Genomic DNA, 17558 nt, shown 5'->3' with positions numbered 1-17558 from the left:
ATTCTGTCAGGAAACAAGAATTATAATGGATATCCAATCTACAGGGATCAATCCGTACGTACAATAAATATATCAATAAATAGGAGTTCAATAGCCTACTGCCTTGTCATCTCCTCTTTTGTCAGCGCCTCCTTCAAATTTCCCATTGGGAAGTTTTAAAATGGCGTCGACTTTCCCAATAATGGGGGTGAAGCCTTCATTGATAAGGTAACCTTTGGATTTTAATTCATCCAATATACCTAGCGGAAATCCCTCAGGTTCAAAATTGATCAGGTCAGGAAGCCATTGGTGATGGAAACGGGGCGCATCAACAGCCTGTTGCATGGTCATATCAAACTCGACTACATTCAAAATGGTCTGCAATACGGAGGTGATAATCGTAGAACCTCCCGGTGTTCCCACCACCATGAGAAGCTGCCCATCTTTTTCTACAATGGTAGGAGTCATAGAACTGAGCATCCTTTTTCCGGGAGCAATGCTGTTGGCCTCGGCCCCGACAAGTCCAAACATATTTGGAACACCAGCTTTGGCACTGAAATCATCCATTTCATTGTTGAGAAAAAAGCCAAGTTCATCACTGTACAATTTGGAACCATAAGCTCCATTCAATGTGGTCGTTATCGCCACAGCATTTCCAAAGGGATCGACAATGGAATAATGGGTGGTTTCATCACTTTCTACATATTGAATCATTCCCTGAGATACAGCACTCGACAAAGTGGCTTTGCCGGGGTTGAAATCTGAAATCCTATCTTTCAGATAATCCTTGTCAATCAATTCATTTACCGGAACTGCCACAAAATCAGGGTCACCCAAATAGAAATTTCTGTCTGCATAGGCCCTTCTTTCTGCTTCCGTCAATGTTTGGATGTATTGGGCAGAATTGTGTCCCATTGACTTCAAGTCAAAACCCACGAGCATTCCAAAGATTTGGGCCAAAGTAATCCCACCGCTGCTAGGTGGTGCCATCGAAATAATCCTGATGTCTTTATAATCAAAGGAAATAGCATCACGCCATTTGGCTTCATAACCGGACATGTCCTCCATGGTGATGATTCCTCCTTTTGCTTGGAGGAAATCCACCAATTTTTGGGCAGTCTCCCCCTGATAGAATTCATCTTTTCCGTTTTTGGCAATTCTTTTCAATGTTTCGGCAAGAATCGGGTATTTGATGGTGTCATTGGTTTTAAATTCCCTCGCAAAAAAAGTATTTTCTCCATTTACCTTGATGAAATTATCCCTGTTGGAGGCGAGTCTCTTTTCTTGGTTTGCGGTAACAATTACTCCCTTTTCGGCCAAAGCAATCACTGGAGCAAGGATTTCCTCCATGGGGAGTGTCCCAAACCTTCGGTGAACTTCGAAGATTCCTGCTACTGTTCCGGGCACGCCCACAGCCAAAGCTCCCATGGTACTCAATTCAGGTATAACCTCCCCATTTTCATCCAGATACATATCCCTCGTGGCTGCCAAAGGTGCTTTTTCCCGATAATCCAAAGACCCGGTTTCACCGTTTTCCAACCTGAATACCATAAATCCACCGCCTCCAAGATTGCCTGCAAAAGGATACGCGACGGCCAATGCCAATTCCGTGGCGACCATGGCATCAAAAGCATTCCCACCTTTTTCCATGATCATCAAACCAATCTTGGAAGATTCTTCTCTTGCGGTTACCACCATCGCTTTTTCAATGATTAACCCACGGTTTTCTAATGAAACCGTGTCATTTTGCCCGCATGAAAAAACAAACAGGAGCACAGGAAACAGTAGAATAACGGAATACCTTTTATTTTTCATTTTCTTCAAGTAGCGTTTCATTGAATAGTTTTAGAACCCTTTTATACTCATCTGTCCAACTGCTTGGTTCCACGAAGCCGTGGTCCTCCACTGGATAAACAGCCATTTCCCAATTGTCTTTGCCCAACTCAATCAGCCGCTGTGCCAATCGGACCACATCCTGAAAATGGACATTGACATCTATCATCCCATGGGCAATCAAAAGATTTCCCTTAAAACCCTCAGCAAAATAAATAGGGGAGGACCTTTTGTATGCAATGGGGTCGTTGAAGGGTTCATTCAGGATATTGGCTGTGTAACCGTGGTTGTAGTGTGCCCAATCTGTCACGGACCTCAAAGCAGCACCTGAGGTAAATGTTTCAGCTTCGTTGAACAGCGCCATCAGGGTAATAAATCCACCATAACTTCCGCCATAAATCCCGATTTTTCCGGGTTTGACGCCATGGTTTTCCATCAGAAATTTAGCACCATCCACTTGGTCCGAAAGGTCTTTTCCGCCCATGTGACGGTAAATACCTGTTCGCCAATCTCTGCCATATCCCGCACTTCCCCTGTAATCAATATCCAAAACAGTGTAACCCAAATCCGTCAAAAGATTATGGAACATGTATTCTCTGAAATAGCTTGACCACCATTTGTGGGCATTTTGCAGATAACCCGCCCCATGGACAAATATCACCGCAGCTCCATTGTTGTTGATGGCTTCAGGAACATATAATCTTGCAGGAACCATCTGACCGTCAGCGGCTTTGAAGTTGACCAATTGGGGATCGCGCCAAGAATAGGATTTGAACGCATCACTTTGACCAAAAGTCAATTGCCTTGGTTGTGATTTGGGTGTGTTGGCTTGGATAAATAATTCTGTAGGCTGATTGCTGTAGGAGTAAAGAATCGCCATGTTTTTCTCATCCGGAGAAAGCGATACTTCATTGTTTCCGGTAAGCGTAGTCAGTTTTTCCATTTTGCCACCCATGAGTGGCATCATATAAAAGTGCCTTTCTCCGGGGTGGACTTCAGAAGTGGTGAGGTACCAATACTTGCCATTTCTCGAAAGAAATGGATCAAAGACTTCAAATTTTCCTGAGGTCAAGGCTTTTTTATTTCCTGTGGTTACATCCAATATATAGAGATGAGAATAGCCACTTTCCTCAGATTGAAAGTAAATGTGCTTGTTGTCCGGTAACCAACCCAATGTTCCTCCTCCAAATCCCCATCCGATGCCGGGACCTGCGATCCATGCTTCATCACGCTGTCTGTCAACAGATTTTAAAGTGGCTGACTCAAGGTCAAGAAGGGTAATCCACCTGTCTTTGTTGTCATTTGCGCGGATATTGACAATTGCATGCTTGCCATCATTTGAATATACAGGAGCTGCTATCGCTACTTTCCTCAACTTTTCTTCCCATGTTTTTTCAGGATAATCTTTTACATAATCCGGAAGTTCCTTGATGCCAGGAAGGCTGTCGGTGGTGACAAAAACAACGGTGTCTTTTGCAAAATTATAAACTGCAAGTTCAATGGTTTGGGGCTGATCTCCGACTTTGGATCTTGTGTTTAAATTGGTCGTGTAGCCTGATGCATCCGTATAATCCGGCACTTCCGTTCTTTTATTTTCTGCCCGACCTACAAGTAATAGTGTGGCATACTTTTCATCCGGTGAAAGCTGCAGATTGATGACCTGCTTGCCTTCGGTGTAGAATGTAAATGGGTCTTTATCAGAAAAGGATTCGTTATATTCCTTTGACTTTTCGGCTTTATCTTTTCTCTCCTTTACCACTTGTAGGAGACCTAGATTGTCTTCATGCAGCCATTTTTCCCTTTCTGCTTGTTTTTCTTCTTTCTCTTTGGGTCTGTTTCCGTTTTGGATTCGGGTCACTTTCTGCAATTTTCCGGTAGGAATATCAAGCAAATAAAGGTTGTTAGAGAATTCAAAAGCCACTTTATTTTCATTGGCGAGGAAAACGGGATTAGAAATTCTGTCTCCCAGATTGATTAGCGATGATCTGTTGCCTGAATTAAGGTCGTAAATGAAAATTTCTCCGTCTTTTGAGTAGATCTTTTTTGTCTTGGCAATGTTGGTTTTCGCATTGCGGGGTACTAGGCTTTTCAGTTCAGCCAGACTCACTTTTTCAGGTATGGCTCCAGGCAAAAGAGAGAGTTTATAGAGGGAATCAGCCGGATTTTGCTCAGGATTATATTTAAAATAGATCGATTGACCTTTGTCATCCCATTGGACATCAGATGGAAAGCTTCCCATCCATTTTGGGTCTTTCATGATTTTTTCTACTGAAAGTATACTTTGGGAAAATGCATAGTGACAGGAGAGTAGGCAGAGAAAAGCGAACAGGAATTGGCTTTTTTTCATAGGAAATGAATTTACTAAAACTTAGTTTTTGAATAAAGGTCTAAGAATAGGATTGATTTGGGAATAAAAAAATGGGGATAGGTAAAAAAATTATTTTGATTACAGAGAATCAAGGAAAGTGTGAAGTTCTTTTTCAATAATTTCTATGTCACGAAGTAGGTCATTGAAACGACCATGGGAATTTTCTAGATCAGCCTCTATTGATTCTAAAATTTTTCTTGTTTGGATAGCTCCTATATAACTGAGGCTTGGTTTTGCCTTGTGACATCTTCTTTTGATAAGCGCCCAGTCATGTGCATCGTACAGTTCATCCATTTGCTTCAAGTCATGAAGATTTGAATCCAGAATTATCTGAATCATTTCCTGCAACATTTCTTTGTCGTCATCGCCGAAATACTGAAAAATAGTTTGTGGGCTAATAAGTTGATACATAAAATATTCGAATAGCTGTAGGTTGTATATAACAATCAAATTTATGTATTTCAAAATAAAAAAAAGTGGTTTTATGGTTTTTTTTTAAGACCTAAAATTACCCTTTCTCTACAATATTTGTAAGGTGTTCATTCTGCGGTAGTTTCAAATTTTATAACAGTAAATAATCTTCTAATTTTGACAAATTGAACAACTCTAAGTTATTAATGTTTCTTTGATTATTGCTATGAAAAAAAATAAAATTATTTTCTTGGTTCTAGCTTTCATATTTGGTCTGTGCATGCTTTGGATAGGAATCGATATGTCAAGTAAAACCACATTTCCTGGTTCCAAAAAGAATTTGAAAGAAAGAATCGCCCCATCAGATACAGTAAAAACCAATGTCAAAGAAACAAAAGATTGATGTCAGCTTGATTGACCTTGATAAAATGAAGGAAAAGACCACAGAAATTCCCGGTCTTTTACCCTATGCCCATCAGTCAGGTAGTGCCATCATCAGACCTGAAGATACAGGAAAAATTACCGGTAGGGCTGTAGCTGCCATGCATTCTCAAACCGATATGCAGATGGCACAAATCTATCAGCAGATGCAGCTCTTGGCAGAACAGGCAAAATTGATCCAAAACAGGGTGGAAATATCCGAAAGGATCTACAAAACCTCCATGGGTTTTGAGCCTTTGATCAACCATCATTATTTTTTGTATGAAAAGGAGGATGGCGGTGATTTTCTCAGTTTGATAGCGCCTGAAGAGTGGGGGAGAAAGAATAGATTTTCAAGATTCATCGCAGAAATAAAATTGCTTGCTGACCATACTTGGGAAATCATCCGTAAAGAAGGTTAATTTTGTCCATGCATCTTTTGAAAGTGGAAAATCTGTTTGGGGTATTAAAAAACTCAGACATCCCGGTAGAATTCAGTCATACCCTTGAAGTCAATCCAAGCTATTTAAAAGGCAAAGGAGAAATGCTTTTGGGTAGCGTTTTCTCAGAACTTGGAGGAAAAGGCCACTTACCGGTCTTGGAAAGATTAAAGTTTGACTTCAAGATAAACCGTCATGTATTCATTTATGACGATGAAGTCCATTTCAATAGGTATCGTTTGACATCTCTGAAGGCTTCGATTTATGAAGTATTTACTTTTCCTTGGGTAGAATCCTACCTCAGACTTTGCAGGACTTATGAAAAAGAATGTCTCAAGACAGGTTTGCAGGAAAGAATCTGGAATGGCCCACCGATAGCAGACAAACTATTTGGCAAAAGCGAAATTCCGGGCGATCTCTCAGGAAATGGATCTTCGGGATGGAAGCTGAATGCTTACAACGATGCCCAATACGACCTTGTCAGCAGGCTTCATGGATTTAAATTGATAAGAATACCCTTGTATGAAAACCTGATGATAGGAGGTAGTCTCAAAAAAATTGATGATTTGTTGTTACATCCAAAAGAAGAGTACCAACAAGGCATACTCAATTGGTTTTCAAGGAAATTGGTTTAAAATTTTGGGTTTTTAAGAAAACAGCCCGTACATCTCCCGGTCTATACGCTGTACAATAGATGAAAAATCTTCAGGATATTCTACAAAATCCATCTGATTGACATCCACAATCAGCAATTTCCCTTTGTCATAGCCACCGATCCATTCTTCATAGTGGGAATTCAGGTTTTTTAAATAATCAATCCTGATCGCATTTTCATAGGACCTGCCTCTTTTCTCAATCTGACCCACCAGTTTTGGAATGTCTGCCTTCAAATAGATAAGCAAGTCCGGGGCTTTGACATAATTGATCATCGAATCAAACAGGCATAAGTAATTTTCATAATCCCTTTCAGAAAACAATTTAGATTTATAAAGATTGGCTGCGAAAATATAGGCATCCTCATAGATCGTCCTGTCTTGCACCACTGACAATCCATCTTCTCGGATTCTCTTGATTTGATTGAATCGGCTATTGAGAAAGAAAACCTGCAGATGGAAAGACCATCGCTTCATATCTTCATAAAAATCTGCTAGATAGGGATTATTTTCCACAGCTTCCAATTCTGCATGCCATCCATAATGCTTCGCCAATTTGATGGCCAAAGTCGTTTTCCCACTTCCTATATTTCCTGATACCGCTATGTGCATGTCTTTTTGTTTTACTTTTTCTTCTGATTTTTTTTGCACGAAATAAGAAAAGGTTATTTTTTAAATCTTCCCGAAACCTTCAATTCCTTGCTTCCGGGAGAATATTCATAAAAACCTTCACCCGATTTAACACCTTTATACCCGGCTTCCACCATGTTGACCAACAATGGACATGGGGCATATTTTGGATTTCCAAAACCGTCATGTAAAACCTTCAGAATGGAAAGACAGACATCGAGACCAATAAAATCTGCAAGCTGAAGTGGCCCCATCGGATGCGCCATACCGAGTTTCATGACGGTATCGATTTCTGCAATTCCCGCTACTCCTTCAAATAAGGTGTAAATAGCTTCATTGATCATTGGCATCAAAATCCTGTTGGCCACAAATCCGGGATAGTCATTCACCTCAACAGGTATCTTTTCCAGCTTGGCACAAATATGCATGACATGATCTGTCGTCTCTTGGGAAGAAGAATACCCTTTGATTACCTCTACCAGTTTCATTACGGGAACCGGATTCATAAAATGCATTCCGATAACCTTTTCCGGCCGTTTTGTAGCCGATCCGATTTTAGTAATTGATATGGATGAAGTATTGGAAGCCAGAATTGTGTTTTTTGGACACAGCTCATCCAATTGACGAAAAAGGTCCAATTTGACCTGCAGATTTTCTGTAGCAGCCTCAACCACCAAATCCGCATTTACGACCCCGTCGCCCAATGAAGTGAAGGTCCGGATCCGGCCTAGAGCGTCATTTTTTTCATTCTCAGTCAAATTTCCTTTGGTAACCTGTCTGTCAAAATTTTTCGAAATAGTTGTCAATGCCTTGTCCAAAGCTGATTGTTGGACATCAATTAATGAGACGTTGTAACCAAATTGAGCAAAAACATGGGCTATTCCGTTTCCCATTGTGCCGGAACCAATTACAGAAATATTATTCATTTTGATTTGGGTTTAGTATTCAAGTAGTTAACAATTGAAATGAAAAGTGTCCCAATTACGGGCAGGTTTTTTTGATCTATTTTTGACCAAATCTAGTTTGATTCGGAAGTAAATCCAATTCTCAATCATTTAAAATGGCTAACTTTGAACGATGAGAGAATTAGGAAAAATCAGTTCACTGCTAATAAACCGATTCACAGCCAATGGGGCATATCTTGCCCTGCGGGAAGGCGGGGAAGTTTTGTTACCAAAAAGCTACCTAAAAGGCGAGGAAAAAGAAGGGGAGGAATTGGAAGTTTTTGTTTACACCGACAGTGAAGATAGGCCCGTGGCAGTCACCAATAGACCTGTTGCTTTATTGGATGAATTTGCAGTGATGGAAGCCAAAGAAATCACTGATTTTGGTGCTTTTATGGATTGGGGTCTTCCAAAAGATCTTTTTGTTCCCAAATCTGAAATGGCAAAAACCATGGAGGTTGGTGGAAAATACCTTGTGATGGTATGTCAGGATTACAAAACCAATAGGTTGATTGGGGTTTCTAAATATGAAGATTTTATTCTCATGGATACCGAGGCATATGTCGCAGGGCAAGAGGTGGATGCATTGATTTTTGAGGAGACTGATCTTGGGTTCAAAACGCTCATTGATGGAAGTTATGAAGGATTGATTTATAAAAACGAGGTGTTTCAGCCCATTAAAGTGGGAGATAGGATAAAGGTATTTGTAAAGAAAAGACGTGAGGATGGGAAACTTGATTTGCAGGTTTTGCCTATCGGGCGTGAAAAATATGAAGAAGGGGCTGAAAAAATCCTTGGAGTTTTAAAAGTCCAGAAATTTTTGCCCCTTCAAGATAAATCATCCCCTGAGTCTATCAAAGAGTTGCTGGGAATGAGTAAAAAGCACTTTAAACAGTCAATTGGTCAACTATATAAAGCTAAAAAAATAACAATACAGGAAGACGGCATCAGACTCGCTTAGTCTAATTCAAGAATTACATTAGGAGTAAGGCAAAGCACTGCTTTGTCTTTTTTTATTGCGATCGGAGCCTTAAGCAGGTGTGGATTTCTGATAAGGATATTAAGCCAACCTTCATCATCCCATGATTTTCCCGCTATAAATTTCTGATAATCCGGATGCGCCCTGTTCATCAGGTCCTTTGGCCGTAGGTTTAACTTATCCAAAATTGTCCTCCAGCCTGTCATCGTGATGGATTCTTTTTCGATGTTGATTTCATTGACATGACGGGATATTGACTTGGCATATGCCCTCATTTGCTTGTCTACATTATGGCTTGGATTGTAGTAGAAAAACAATTCGCTTGGATGTGCTTTCATAGTTTGTTGGTTTAGAGACACTTAATATACTTTTTTTAAACAAAATAACAAAATAATTATCTCTATAATTTCATGTAATCCAAGCTTTATATTTCTTTTGTCTAATTTAATAAAAGGAAATTGCATCAATAATGTGGCAACAGAATTTCATTTGGACTAGAAATTAAGAGTGGGCATTGTATCTATTTTGCATATGCAAGGGGTTCAAATAGAGCTTTTCTTAATTTCAATAGGATTTTCCGTAAATTTTTGGATAGCATAACCCTCAGAACTACTTTGATTTGTCTGTTTGCCTTCGAAATATTTTAAGACTTTATCAAAGATTGTAGGAAGTGAGCTAATCTGTTTATTATTTTAGCATTTAAAACCTATTGAAAAATAACCATGAGCAAAGAAGAGGAGCATTTTTTGGGAGTCGATGTGGGAGGAACCCATTTAAAAATCGGTTTGGTAAATAAACAAGGGGAAATTGTTTCGTTTGAAAAAATTGATACCGCACCATATAGAGACGACCCTCGGGGATTCAGTGTCTGTTTTACTGATAACATGGTAGATATTCTGAAAAAATATCCTGAGGTCAAAAAAGTAGGAATCGGATTACCTGGATTGATTTCCAAAAACCGAACCACGACGCTTGAGATCCCGGCTATCCCTGATTTGAACGGGTACAATCTCAAAGGTGAACTCAAAAAAAAATATCCCGGCATCTCTTTTTACCTGGAAAATGATGCTGCCGCCGCAGCTATTGGAGAATACCGTTATGGTAAAAACAATCCACCTGAGAACTTCCTATTCATCACCATGGGAACAGGAATCGGAAGTGCATTGGTATTAGATGGGGAAATTTTCAAGGGATCGCGAGGCAATGCCATGGAAATGGGCCACATGCTTTCCCGAGGAAATGAAGGATTGGAAAAGTTGGTCGGAAGAAATGGGATTCTCAAAATTATGGAGCGATTTATCCAAGGATACCCACGACTTGCACATGATTTGATAGATAAAGAATTGGGAACGCACCTTCTTGTGGATACAGCAAAAGCCGGAAATGAAGTTTCCCTGATGGTATTTGAGGAAGTGGGAAGGATATTGGGAGAAGCCATCGTGTCAACCATCCGCATCCTGGACGTGACCCATGTCTATTTTGGAGGAGGTATATCAGCAGGTTTGGAATATATGATGCCTTCTTTGGATAAGACTGTCAGACAATATCTCACCCCATATTATGTCCGGGATTTGCAATTGGTCAGGGCGACTTTAGCCAACAATGCCGGTACCCTTGGCGCGGCGGCTTTGTGCTTTATGGAGGAGGACTAAGGGTTTTAAGGTTAAAATGTTAGAAGGTTTTAAGGTTTTGATCAAACCTTAAAACCTTTTTTTTGATAATTTCTCAATTTCAAATTTATCAATCCGACCTATTGAGGGTAAAATATAAGCTAACGCAAATTTCTGAATCAATATCCATCAATATCAAATATCAATGAATATCAATAATTCAAAAATTTAATTCTTTCCCAACCTTTTAACAATTAACCAATTAACCTTTAACCATTTCCTCACGGATCCAACCTACTAATCACCACCTCACTCACCCTGCTGTAGGCATTCATCCTGAGCATGACTTTCATAGGTTGTTCTGCAGCAGAATCAAAGTTCTCACAGGATGGTGCCGGATCGATAAAATAGATGAAAAAGGATTGGCTCCTGTCCGTCAATTCAACCTTGTCAGGCCTTCCAAAGGTTTTTATGATTGATTGGTTGTCTTTTCCCAACAAATCATTTTTTACAACACGAAATGATTCTAATTCTTGAGTCCTCAATCCAATACATCCGTCACGGTCTTTTTTCCAGTTTTCCAAGTTCACATTTTTGAGATCCACTTTACTGGAGCAGGAAGAAATTAATAGTGTAAAGGCAATGAATCTAAATGAGGCTATGAAAATTTTATACATTTTGAGGAGTTTGGTTGATTGATTTTTGGAAGTTTTTGACTGTTCCAAAATTAAACCAAAGCCAAAAGTAGGAGAGAGAGGCATAAATAGAAAGGAAAACAAAGGATATGTTCGCAGAAGCCAATTCCTGAAGGATATACCAATTGGCAACCACAAAAACTGCGATCCTAAGAATTTCCTGAACATGATACCACTTCTTTTGTTCAAAAATCCCGGAGAAACTTACAGTACTCCAGATAATCAGGATTGAAAGCCCAACTTTGAGCATCCAGTCAAACTTGTCAAGGTTAAAAAGGAAAAAGGCTGTCAGACCCATCAAAATAACATACTGAAAGAAGACATAGTAATTCAGCGGCAGTGGAACTGTGGTGTCGAACTTTTGATAATCAGGGCCTACATCCTTCACTGGACGATAGCCTCCGAGATATTCAGGCAGCCATCCTGGCTTGTTGAATAAATATCTCATTTTATCCTTCAAATTGGGAATCATCTTCATTTCCTCCTTCATCGTAGCGTAATGGGAAATATTCACCCAAACTGGATTCCAGCTTTTGACAGGCGTGGTGATGCCATAAATTGGTCTTTCTTCCTCGACTTGAAACGTACCAAACCATTTGTCAAAGATGATAAATGTACCGCCATGGTTTTTGTCTATATATTTTGGATTTCGGCCATGATGGACACGGTGGTGGGAGGGAGTGTTCATGAATTTTTCCAGAAAACCCATCCTATCAATTGCCTCAGTATGGATCCAAAACTGGTACAAAAGATTGATACCTGAGACGAGGACAAGCATTATGGGATCAAAACCGATTACCGCCAAAGGCAGATAAAACATAAATGTCCAGATCGTCTGTGTAGAGCTTTGTCTTAAGGCTACAGAAAGATTGTATTCCTCAGAGGAATGGTGCACTACATGGCCCCCCCAAAAAAGGTTGATTTCATGACTTAGCCGATGTGCCCAATAATAACACAGATCATAAAGGAAAAAGAGGAGAAAGAATGTCCAGACATTGTTTGGAATCTGAAAAACCCCCCATGTTTCAAAAAAGAAAGTATAAATTCCAATGGAAAGTACTTTTAGAAAAACTCCTGAAACTTGTGATACCACTCCGAGGTTGATGTTGGTAATGGCATCGTTGAGCCTGTATGTCGGGCTTTTTCTAAACCTCAAAACAAGCAATTCAATCCCCATCAAAATAAAGTACATCGGGATCGCTATGACAACTGGGCTCAAATTCATCTTACTATCAGTTATTTGGGATTTGGGTTTGGAAATCTACTTATAAAAACCCAAAAAGGAAAAAACAGTATCTGATTTGTACCATCATTAATCTTTATATTAGCGTCCAAAATCAACTTCATTTATGTATTACCGATTCGGAAAAGTATTTCATTTTATTTCAGTACTCTTGTTTTTATTCACCTTTCTTTATTTCTATTCTGCCATGCCAGATGTCGTGGCTTATGAACTTGATGAAAACGGCTATAATTCTAAGGAAATTTCGAAAAGCACGTTTTTTTATATTGGCATCATCCTCTTTGCAGTTTTGAATCTGGTAATGGTAACTGTTTCCAAACTGATCGAAAACAAAAGCACTAAAACCTTCAGGCAACTTTTCCCCTCAGGGGATATTTTCAGAGATTACATGCTGACCTGGACCTATAGTTTTACTGCGATAATCAATATCTCACTTGCGATCCTGACCCTCTTTATCCACACGATCAACAACCAGAATGAGATCAGTTCCGGTAGCTACTCACTATTCTTTTATCTGATTCCAATTCTTTTTGTGGTTTGGATTATCGCTTTGTTTTGGATATTGTTGCAGAAATTCAATTCAATCAGAAGTAACAGCACCATTTAACCAAATTACCATTAGCAAATTTTCATGGCAGAAAACGTTAAATACAACGAAGACAGCATCAAGTCATTAGATTGGAGGGAGCACATCAGGCTGAGGCCGGGTATGTATATCGGGAAACTCGGAGACGGAAGTGCCCAAGATGACGGGATATATGTTTTGGTCAAAGAAGTCCTGGACAACAGTATCGATGAACACATGATGGGATATGGGAGGACCATCGACATCAAAATATCTGAACACAAAGTAGAAGTTAGGGATTATGGCCGGGGCATTCCCTTGGGCAAAGTCATTGACTGCGTTTCCAAAATCAATACAGGGGGCAAATACGATTCAGGAGCCTTTCAAAAGTCTGTGGGCTTGAACGGTGTCGGTACCAAAGCAGTGAATGCCCTTTCAGACTTTTTCAAAGTTCAGTCATATAGAGATGGAGAAACCAAAGTTGCCCAATTTGAAAAAGGCATTATGGTCGAAGATCGTCCTATTGAAAAAACCACTGAGCGCAATGGTACAAAAGTCGTCTTCTCCCCAGATGCCGGAGTTTTCAAAAATTACCATTTTATCCCTGAATACCTAGAAAACCAGATTTGGAATTACGCCTTCCTCAACGCAGGCCTGATTATCAATTATAACGGTAAAAAGTTTTTCTCAGAAAGAGGACTATATGACCTTTTGATGAGAAAAGTAGATGAGGAAAGCATCAGGTACCCGATCATCCACCTCAAAGGAAATGACATCGAAATAGCCATTACGCACTCCAACCAATATGGGGAGGAATACTATTCCTTCGTGAATGGCCAATTTACTACCCAAGGAGGAACACACCTTGCTGCATTCAGAGAGGCTATTGTCAAGACCATCAGGGAGTTTTACAAGAAAGAATATGATGCTTCAGATATCAGGGGAAGCGTGGTAGCAGCTGTGGCTGTCCGAGTCATGGAACCGGTATTTGAATCCCAAACCAAAACCAAGTTAGGTTCCCAAACCATTGGGCCTGATGGACCTACTCTTCGGACTTTTGTCAATGACTTCGTCAAAACAGAACTTGACAACTACCTGCACAAAAACCCGGCTGTTGCAGATGCCTTGCTCAAAAGGATTTTGCAGTCTGAAAGAGAAAGAAAAGAAATCTCAGGCATCAAAAAACTGGCAAACGAAAGGGCAAAAAAAGCCAACCTGCATAACAAGAAACTGAGAGATTGCAGGGTTCACTATGACGACGCAAAAGGCGACGAAGAACAAAAGAACAAATCTATGCTCTTCATCACCGAGGGAGATTCAGCCTCCGGTTCCATCACAAAATCCCGTGATGTACAGACTCAGGCGGTATTTTCTCTCCGTGGCAAACCTTTGAACTGCTATGGAATGACCAAGAAAGTGGTCTATGAAAATGAGGAATTCAACCTGTTGCAGCATGCATTAAACGTTGAGGACGGAATTGAAAACCTTCGTTTCCGAAAGATTGTCATCTCCACAGATGCCGATGTAGATGGGATGCATATCCGATTGCTCATCATGACCTATTTCCTCCAGTTTTTCCCTGACTTGGTCAAAAATGGTCACCTCTACATTCTTGACACACCGCTTTTCAGGGTAAGAAACAAGAAGGAAACCATCTACTGTTACACTGATGAAGAGAGACAGCGCGCTATCCATAAAATAGGAAAAACCGCCGAAATCACCCGCTTCAAAGGTTTGGGAGAGATTTCTCCTGAAGAATTTGGGAAATTTATCGGAGATGATATCCGCCTAGAACCGATCATCCTCAGCAAAGAAACCAAAATCGTGGAACTGCTCAACTTCTACATGGGCAAAAATACTCCGGATAGACAGACATTTATCATTGATAACCTCAAAATAGAAAAAGACATCGTATTTGATGACCCTTCCAAAAAACAGGAAGAAGAGATTGAAGCGGCCTAAAGGCCGCCTTTTGACCTAAGTAGTGGATTCAATTACAGTTTACCCAATAATGATGGCTTAATCTCCATCAAATCATTCAAAATATAGCATGAGCGATACAACCAACGAAACTCCGGAAGGAAAAGACGGAGGCCTCCATGAATCCATTCCAGTAACAGGAATGTACAAAGACTGGTTTTTGGATTACGCCTCTTACGTAATTCTGGAGCGTGCCGTCCCGGCGATTGAAGATGGCCTCAAGCCGGTGCAACGCCGTATCCTGCATGCCATGAAGGAAATGGATGACGGCCGATTCAACAAAGTCGCCAACATCATCGGTCAATCCATGCAATACCACCCACATGGTGATGCATCTATCGGAGATGCCATCGTCAACATGGGCCAAAAAGACCTCCTGATAGAAACCCAAGGCAATTGGGGAGACATCAGGACTGGCGATGGTGCTGCGGCGGCAAGGTATATTGAGGCGAGATTGTCGAAGTTTGCTTTGGAAGTGGTGTTCAATCCCCAAACCACTGAATGGCAACTTTCCTATGATGGCCGAAAAAGAGAACCTGTCACCCTTCCTGTCAAATTCCCTTTGGTATTGGCGCAGGGAGTGGAAGGGATTGCTGTTGGGCTATCAACCAAAATTCTCCCGCACAACTTTTGCGAGCTGATTCTTGGATCCATTCAGATCCTCAAAGGAGAAAGAACACACATCCTGCCGGATTTCCCAACAGGAGGAATGGCAGACTTTTCGGAATACAATGAAGGCGTTAGAGGGGGACGAGTTAAAGTTCGTGCAAGGATCGAAGAAGAAGATAATAAAACATTATTAATCAAGGATATACCTTTTGGTACCACTACCAATTCTTTGATAGAATCCATCATCAAAGCCAATGACAAAGGCAAAATCAAGATCAAAAAGGTGGTCGATAACACGGCCAAAGATGTAGAGATTCAGATCCAATTGGCTCCGGGTCAGTCTCCTGACATGACGATCGATGCGCTCTATGCCTTCACAGATTGCGAAGTCAGCATCTCTCCAAATGCCTGTGTCATCAATAGTGACAAGCCTGTTTTCCTTTCGGTCAACACCATACTTGAATACAACACAATTCAGACCAAAGCACTTCTGAAAAGAGAGCTTGAAATCCGCAAGGCAGAACTGATGGAGAAATTGCTTTTCTCCTCTCTGGAAAAAATCTTCATCGAAAACAGGATTTACCGGGATATCGAGGAATGTGAAACTTGGGATGCAGTCATTCAAACGATCGACAAAGGTTTGGAACCTTTCAAGCCGGATTTTTATAGAGAAATCACCACAGAAGACATTGTCAGGCTGACAGAAATCAAAATCAAGCGTATCTCAAAGTTCGATGCTTTTAAGGCTGACGAACTCATGAGAAGGCTGCAGGAAGAGCTCAAAGAAGTCAACCATCATTTGAAGCACTTGACCGACTATGCCATCCAATACTACCAAAACCTTTTGGATAAGTATGGAAAAGGCCGTGAAAGGAAAACCGAAATCAGGGCATTTGACACCATCGAAGCCACTGTCGTCGCTGCCAACAATGCCAAACTTTATGTAAACAGGGCTGATGGATTTGTGGGTTATGGATTGAAAAAGGATGAATTTATATGCGATTGCTCTGATTTGGACGATGTCATTGTCTTCAGACGAGATGGAAATTGCGTCGTGACCAAAATCCAGGAAAAAGGTTTTGTGGGGAAAGACATTCTCCATGTCGCCATTTTCCGCAAAGGAGATGAGCGAATGGTGTACAATATGGTCTACTTGGATGGTGAATCGGGCAAGGCGATGGTGAAGCGTTTTCAGGTAATTGGTGTTACCCGTGACCGTGAATATGACATGACCAAAGGCAGCAAAGGTTCCAAAGTCATGTACCTGACCGCAAATCCAAATGGCGAAGCAGAAATCATTACCATATTTCTGACCCAAGGTGCCAAAGCCAAAATAAAAGTATTTGACTTTGACTTCAGTACCATCGAGATCAAAGGACGTGCAGCAGGTGGAAATATTCTGACCAAATATCCCGTCCGCAAAATCCAGTGGAAAATGGCAGGAACTTCCACTTTGGGAGGACTTGATATCTATTTTGACGCCTCCATCGGTAGACTCAATACAGACCAAAGAGGCCGTAAAATCGGTAATTTCCTTGGCGAAGACAGGATTATCGTCTTCTATAAAAACGGGGATTATGAACTGACCACCTTTGAACTGACCAACAGATATGAGTCAAATGAGGTGGTTTTGATCCAAAAATTTGATCCGGAAAAAGTGATTTCAGCGGTCTATTTTGATGGAGGAAGCAAATCCTTTTTTGTTAAGAGGTTCCTGATAGAAACCACCACCGTCAATAAGAAATTCAATATCATCTCAGACCACAAGCAATCATATCTTAAAATCGTCTCTACCGAGAAGCAACCTCAGGTAAAAGCAGTCCTTCAGAAAGGCAAGGAGAAAGAAGAACAGGAGTTTGACCTTGATATCCTGATTGATGTCAAGGGATGGAAAGCCATCGGAAATAAACTTTCTTCCTTTCCTGTATTGGAGTTGGGATTAATAGAAAGCTCACCTAAAATCACTGAAGAAACGGAAGTGGCATCAGAAGCCATCGAAGAAACAGAAACAGGGGAGGAGGATTTAGAAATCGGATCTACCATCGAATTTAAAATCAAAAAAGAGGAAGACGACAAAGACCAGCTCGATTTGTTCTGATTTGATTTGCTATGTATCACAAAAAAAGGCACAAAAGAAATCCATCTTTTGTGCCTTTTTTCATTGTGTATGATGATGAACCAATTCAGAATTATTCATTC

Annotated in this window: 15 protein-coding genes; 7 read left to right on the top strand and 8 right to left on the bottom strand. The window is 40.5% G+C overall.

The annotated features are described in order from the left end of the window. Positions 1-87: 87 nt before the first annotated feature. The 3 genes from ggt to M3O96_RS03595 form a co-directional block, all read right to left on the bottom strand. Positions 88-1794 carry a gamma-glutamyltransferase gene (gene ggt, locus M3O96_RS03605; protein ID WP_249718855.1) on the bottom strand — a complete coding sequence of 569 codons (1707 nt, stop codon included), beginning with the start codon at positions 1792-1794 and terminating at the stop codon, positions 88-90. Beyond that, positions 1784-4159, bottom strand: coding sequence for a S9 family peptidase (locus M3O96_RS03600; RefSeq protein ID WP_249718853.1), 2376 nt, complete (start codon positions 4157-4159; stop codon positions 1784-1786). The genes ggt and M3O96_RS03600 overlap by 11 nt, the downstream gene beginning before the upstream one ends. Positions 4160-4258: 99 nt before the next feature. After that, positions 4259-4591: an Hpt domain-containing protein gene (locus M3O96_RS03595; RefSeq protein ID WP_249718851.1), complete on the bottom strand. Its 333-nt coding sequence runs from the start codon at positions 4589-4591 to the stop codon at positions 4259-4261. 380 nt (positions 4592-4971) lie between these two features. Between M3O96_RS03595 and M3O96_RS03590 the strand changes: the two genes are divergently transcribed. Both M3O96_RS03590 and M3O96_RS03585 read left to right on the top strand, forming a co-directional pair. Next, positions 4972-5433, top strand: a complete 462-nt coding sequence (locus M3O96_RS03590) for a DUF2452 domain-containing protein (protein ID WP_249718849.1) — start codon at positions 4972-4974, stop codon at positions 5431-5433. 8 nt (positions 5434-5441) lie between these two features. Then, a complete protein-coding gene (locus M3O96_RS03585) occupies positions 5442-6086 on the top strand; it encodes a DUF7255 family protein (protein ID WP_249718847.1) in 645 nt (214 codons plus the stop codon). A gap of 12 nt (positions 6087-6098) precedes the next feature. Here M3O96_RS03585 and M3O96_RS03580 read toward each other — a convergent pair whose 3' ends face one another. Together M3O96_RS03580 and M3O96_RS03575 are read right to left on the bottom strand one after the other, a co-directional pair. Continuing rightward, the gene (locus tag M3O96_RS03580) at positions 6099-6716 is read right to left on the bottom strand and encodes a deoxynucleoside kinase (RefSeq protein WP_249718923.1); all 618 of its coding nucleotides are present in this window, start codon (positions 6714-6716) and stop codon (positions 6099-6101) included. Positions 6717-6769: 53 nt separating this feature from the next. Then, positions 6770-7660 (bottom strand): 3-hydroxyacyl-CoA dehydrogenase family protein, encoded by an 891-nt coding sequence (locus M3O96_RS03575; RefSeq protein WP_249718845.1) that lies wholly within the window; start codon positions 7658-7660, stop codon positions 6770-6772. A gap of 151 nt (positions 7661-7811) precedes the next feature. On the opposite strand from M3O96_RS03575, the gene M3O96_RS03570 reads away from it, so the two are divergent. After that, positions 7812-8639: a CvfB family protein gene (locus tag M3O96_RS03570; RefSeq protein ID WP_249718843.1), complete on the top strand. Its 828-nt coding sequence runs from the start codon at positions 7812-7814 to the stop codon at positions 8637-8639. Here M3O96_RS03570 and M3O96_RS03565 read toward each other — a convergent pair. Beyond that, on the bottom strand, positions 8636-8995 hold the full coding sequence (locus M3O96_RS03565) for an arsenate reductase family protein (RefSeq protein WP_249718841.1): 360 nt from the start codon (positions 8993-8995) through the stop codon (positions 8636-8638). The genes M3O96_RS03570 and M3O96_RS03565 overlap by 4 nt on opposite strands. Positions 8996-9379: 384 nt before the next feature. Here M3O96_RS03565 and M3O96_RS03560 point away from each other — a divergent pair, with 384 nt between their 5' ends. Then, the gene (locus M3O96_RS03560) at positions 9380-10309 is read left to right on the top strand and encodes an ROK family protein (RefSeq protein ID WP_249718839.1); all 930 of its coding nucleotides are present in this window, start codon (positions 9380-9382) and stop codon (positions 10307-10309) included. Positions 10310-10548: 239 nt separating this feature from the next. On the opposite strand, the gene M3O96_RS03555 is transcribed toward M3O96_RS03560, so the two are convergent. Beyond that, entirely contained in the window at positions 10549-10944 is a 396-nt protein-coding gene (locus tag M3O96_RS03555; RefSeq protein ID WP_249718838.1) for a hypothetical protein, read from the bottom strand. Next, on the bottom strand, positions 10937-12187 hold the full coding sequence (locus M3O96_RS03550) for a sterol desaturase family protein (RefSeq protein ID WP_249718835.1): 1251 nt from the start codon (positions 12185-12187) through the stop codon (positions 10937-10939). Before M3O96_RS03550 ends, M3O96_RS03555 begins: the two co-directional genes overlap by 8 nt. A 124-nt stretch (positions 12188-12311) precedes the next feature. On the opposite strand from M3O96_RS03550, the gene M3O96_RS03545 reads away from it, so the two are divergent. The 3 genes from M3O96_RS03545 to M3O96_RS03535 all read left to right on the top strand — a co-directional run bounded on the left by M3O96_RS03545 (position 12312) and on the right by M3O96_RS03535 (position 17457). Beyond that, positions 12312-12812: a DNA topoisomerase IV gene (locus M3O96_RS03545; protein ID WP_249718832.1), complete on the top strand. Its 501-nt coding sequence runs from the start codon at positions 12312-12314 to the stop codon at positions 12810-12812. A 24-nt stretch (positions 12813-12836) separates the two neighbouring features. Beyond that, positions 12837-14732, top strand: a complete 1896-nt coding sequence (locus M3O96_RS03540; RefSeq protein WP_249718830.1) for a DNA topoisomerase IV subunit B — start codon at positions 12837-12839, stop codon at positions 14730-14732. Between the two features lie 88 nt (positions 14733-14820). After that, positions 14821-17457: a DNA gyrase/topoisomerase IV subunit A gene (locus tag M3O96_RS03535; protein WP_249718828.1), complete on the top strand. Its 2637-nt coding sequence runs from the start codon at positions 14821-14823 to the stop codon at positions 17455-17457. The last annotated feature ends 101 nt before the right edge of the window (positions 17458-17558 follow it).

It is taken from the genome of Aquiflexum sp. TKW24L, from assembly GCF_023502205.1.
Lineage (GTDB): Bacteria > Bacteroidota > Bacteroidia > Cytophagales > Cyclobacteriaceae > Cognataquiflexum.
This window is presented reverse-complemented; position numbering and strand designations above follow the sequence as displayed.

What these genes read in the sequence shown, in the direction of transcription:
- M3O96_RS03600 (WP_249718853.1), bottom strand. Translation starts at nt 4,159, where the DNA reads ATGAAAAAAAGCCAATTCCTGTTCGCTTTTCTCTGCCTACTCTCCTGT.
- M3O96_RS03590 (WP_249718849.1), top strand. Translation starts at nt 4,972, where the DNA reads ATGTCAAAGAAACAAAAGATTGATGTCAGCTTGATTGACCTTGATAAA.
- M3O96_RS03535 (WP_249718828.1), top strand. Translation starts at nt 14,821, where the DNA reads ATGAGCGATACAACCAACGAAACTCCGGAAGGAAAAGACGGAGGCCTC.
- M3O96_RS03560 (WP_249718839.1), top strand. Translation starts at nt 9,380, where the DNA reads ATGAGCAAAGAAGAGGAGCATTTTTTGGGAGTCGATGTGGGAGGAACC.
- M3O96_RS03570 (WP_249718843.1), top strand. Translation starts at nt 7,812, where the DNA reads ATGAGAGAATTAGGAAAAATCAGTTCACTGCTAATAAACCGATTCACA.
- M3O96_RS03555 (WP_249718838.1), bottom strand. Translation starts at nt 10,944, where the DNA reads ATGTATAAAATTTTCATAGCCTCATTTAGATTCATTGCCTTTACACTA.
- M3O96_RS03540 (WP_249718830.1), top strand. Translation starts at nt 12,837, where the DNA reads ATGGCAGAAAACGTTAAATACAACGAAGACAGCATCAAGTCATTAGAT.
- M3O96_RS03565 (WP_249718841.1), bottom strand. Translation starts at nt 8,995, where the DNA reads ATGAAAGCACATCCAAGCGAATTGTTTTTCTACTACAATCCAAGCCAT.
- M3O96_RS03585 (WP_249718847.1), top strand. Translation starts at nt 5,442, where the DNA reads ATGCATCTTTTGAAAGTGGAAAATCTGTTTGGGGTATTAAAAAACTCA.
- M3O96_RS03595 (WP_249718851.1), bottom strand. Translation starts at nt 4,591, where the DNA reads ATGTATCAACTTATTAGCCCACAAACTATTTTTCAGTATTTCGGCGAT.
- M3O96_RS03580 (WP_249718923.1), bottom strand. Translation starts at nt 6,716, where the DNA reads ATGCACATAGCGGTATCAGGAAATATAGGAAGTGGGAAAACGACTTTG.
- M3O96_RS03545 (WP_249718832.1), top strand. Translation starts at nt 12,312, where the DNA reads ATGTATTACCGATTCGGAAAAGTATTTCATTTTATTTCAGTACTCTTG.
- ggt (WP_249718855.1), bottom strand. Translation starts at nt 1,794, where the DNA reads ATGAAAAATAAAAGGTATTCCGTTATTCTACTGTTTCCTGTGCTCCTG.
- M3O96_RS03550 (WP_249718835.1), bottom strand. Translation starts at nt 12,187, where the DNA reads ATGAATTTGAGCCCAGTTGTCATAGCGATCCCGATGTACTTTATTTTG.
- M3O96_RS03575 (WP_249718845.1), bottom strand. Translation starts at nt 7,660, where the DNA reads ATGAATAATATTTCTGTAATTGGTTCCGGCACAATGGGAAACGGAATA.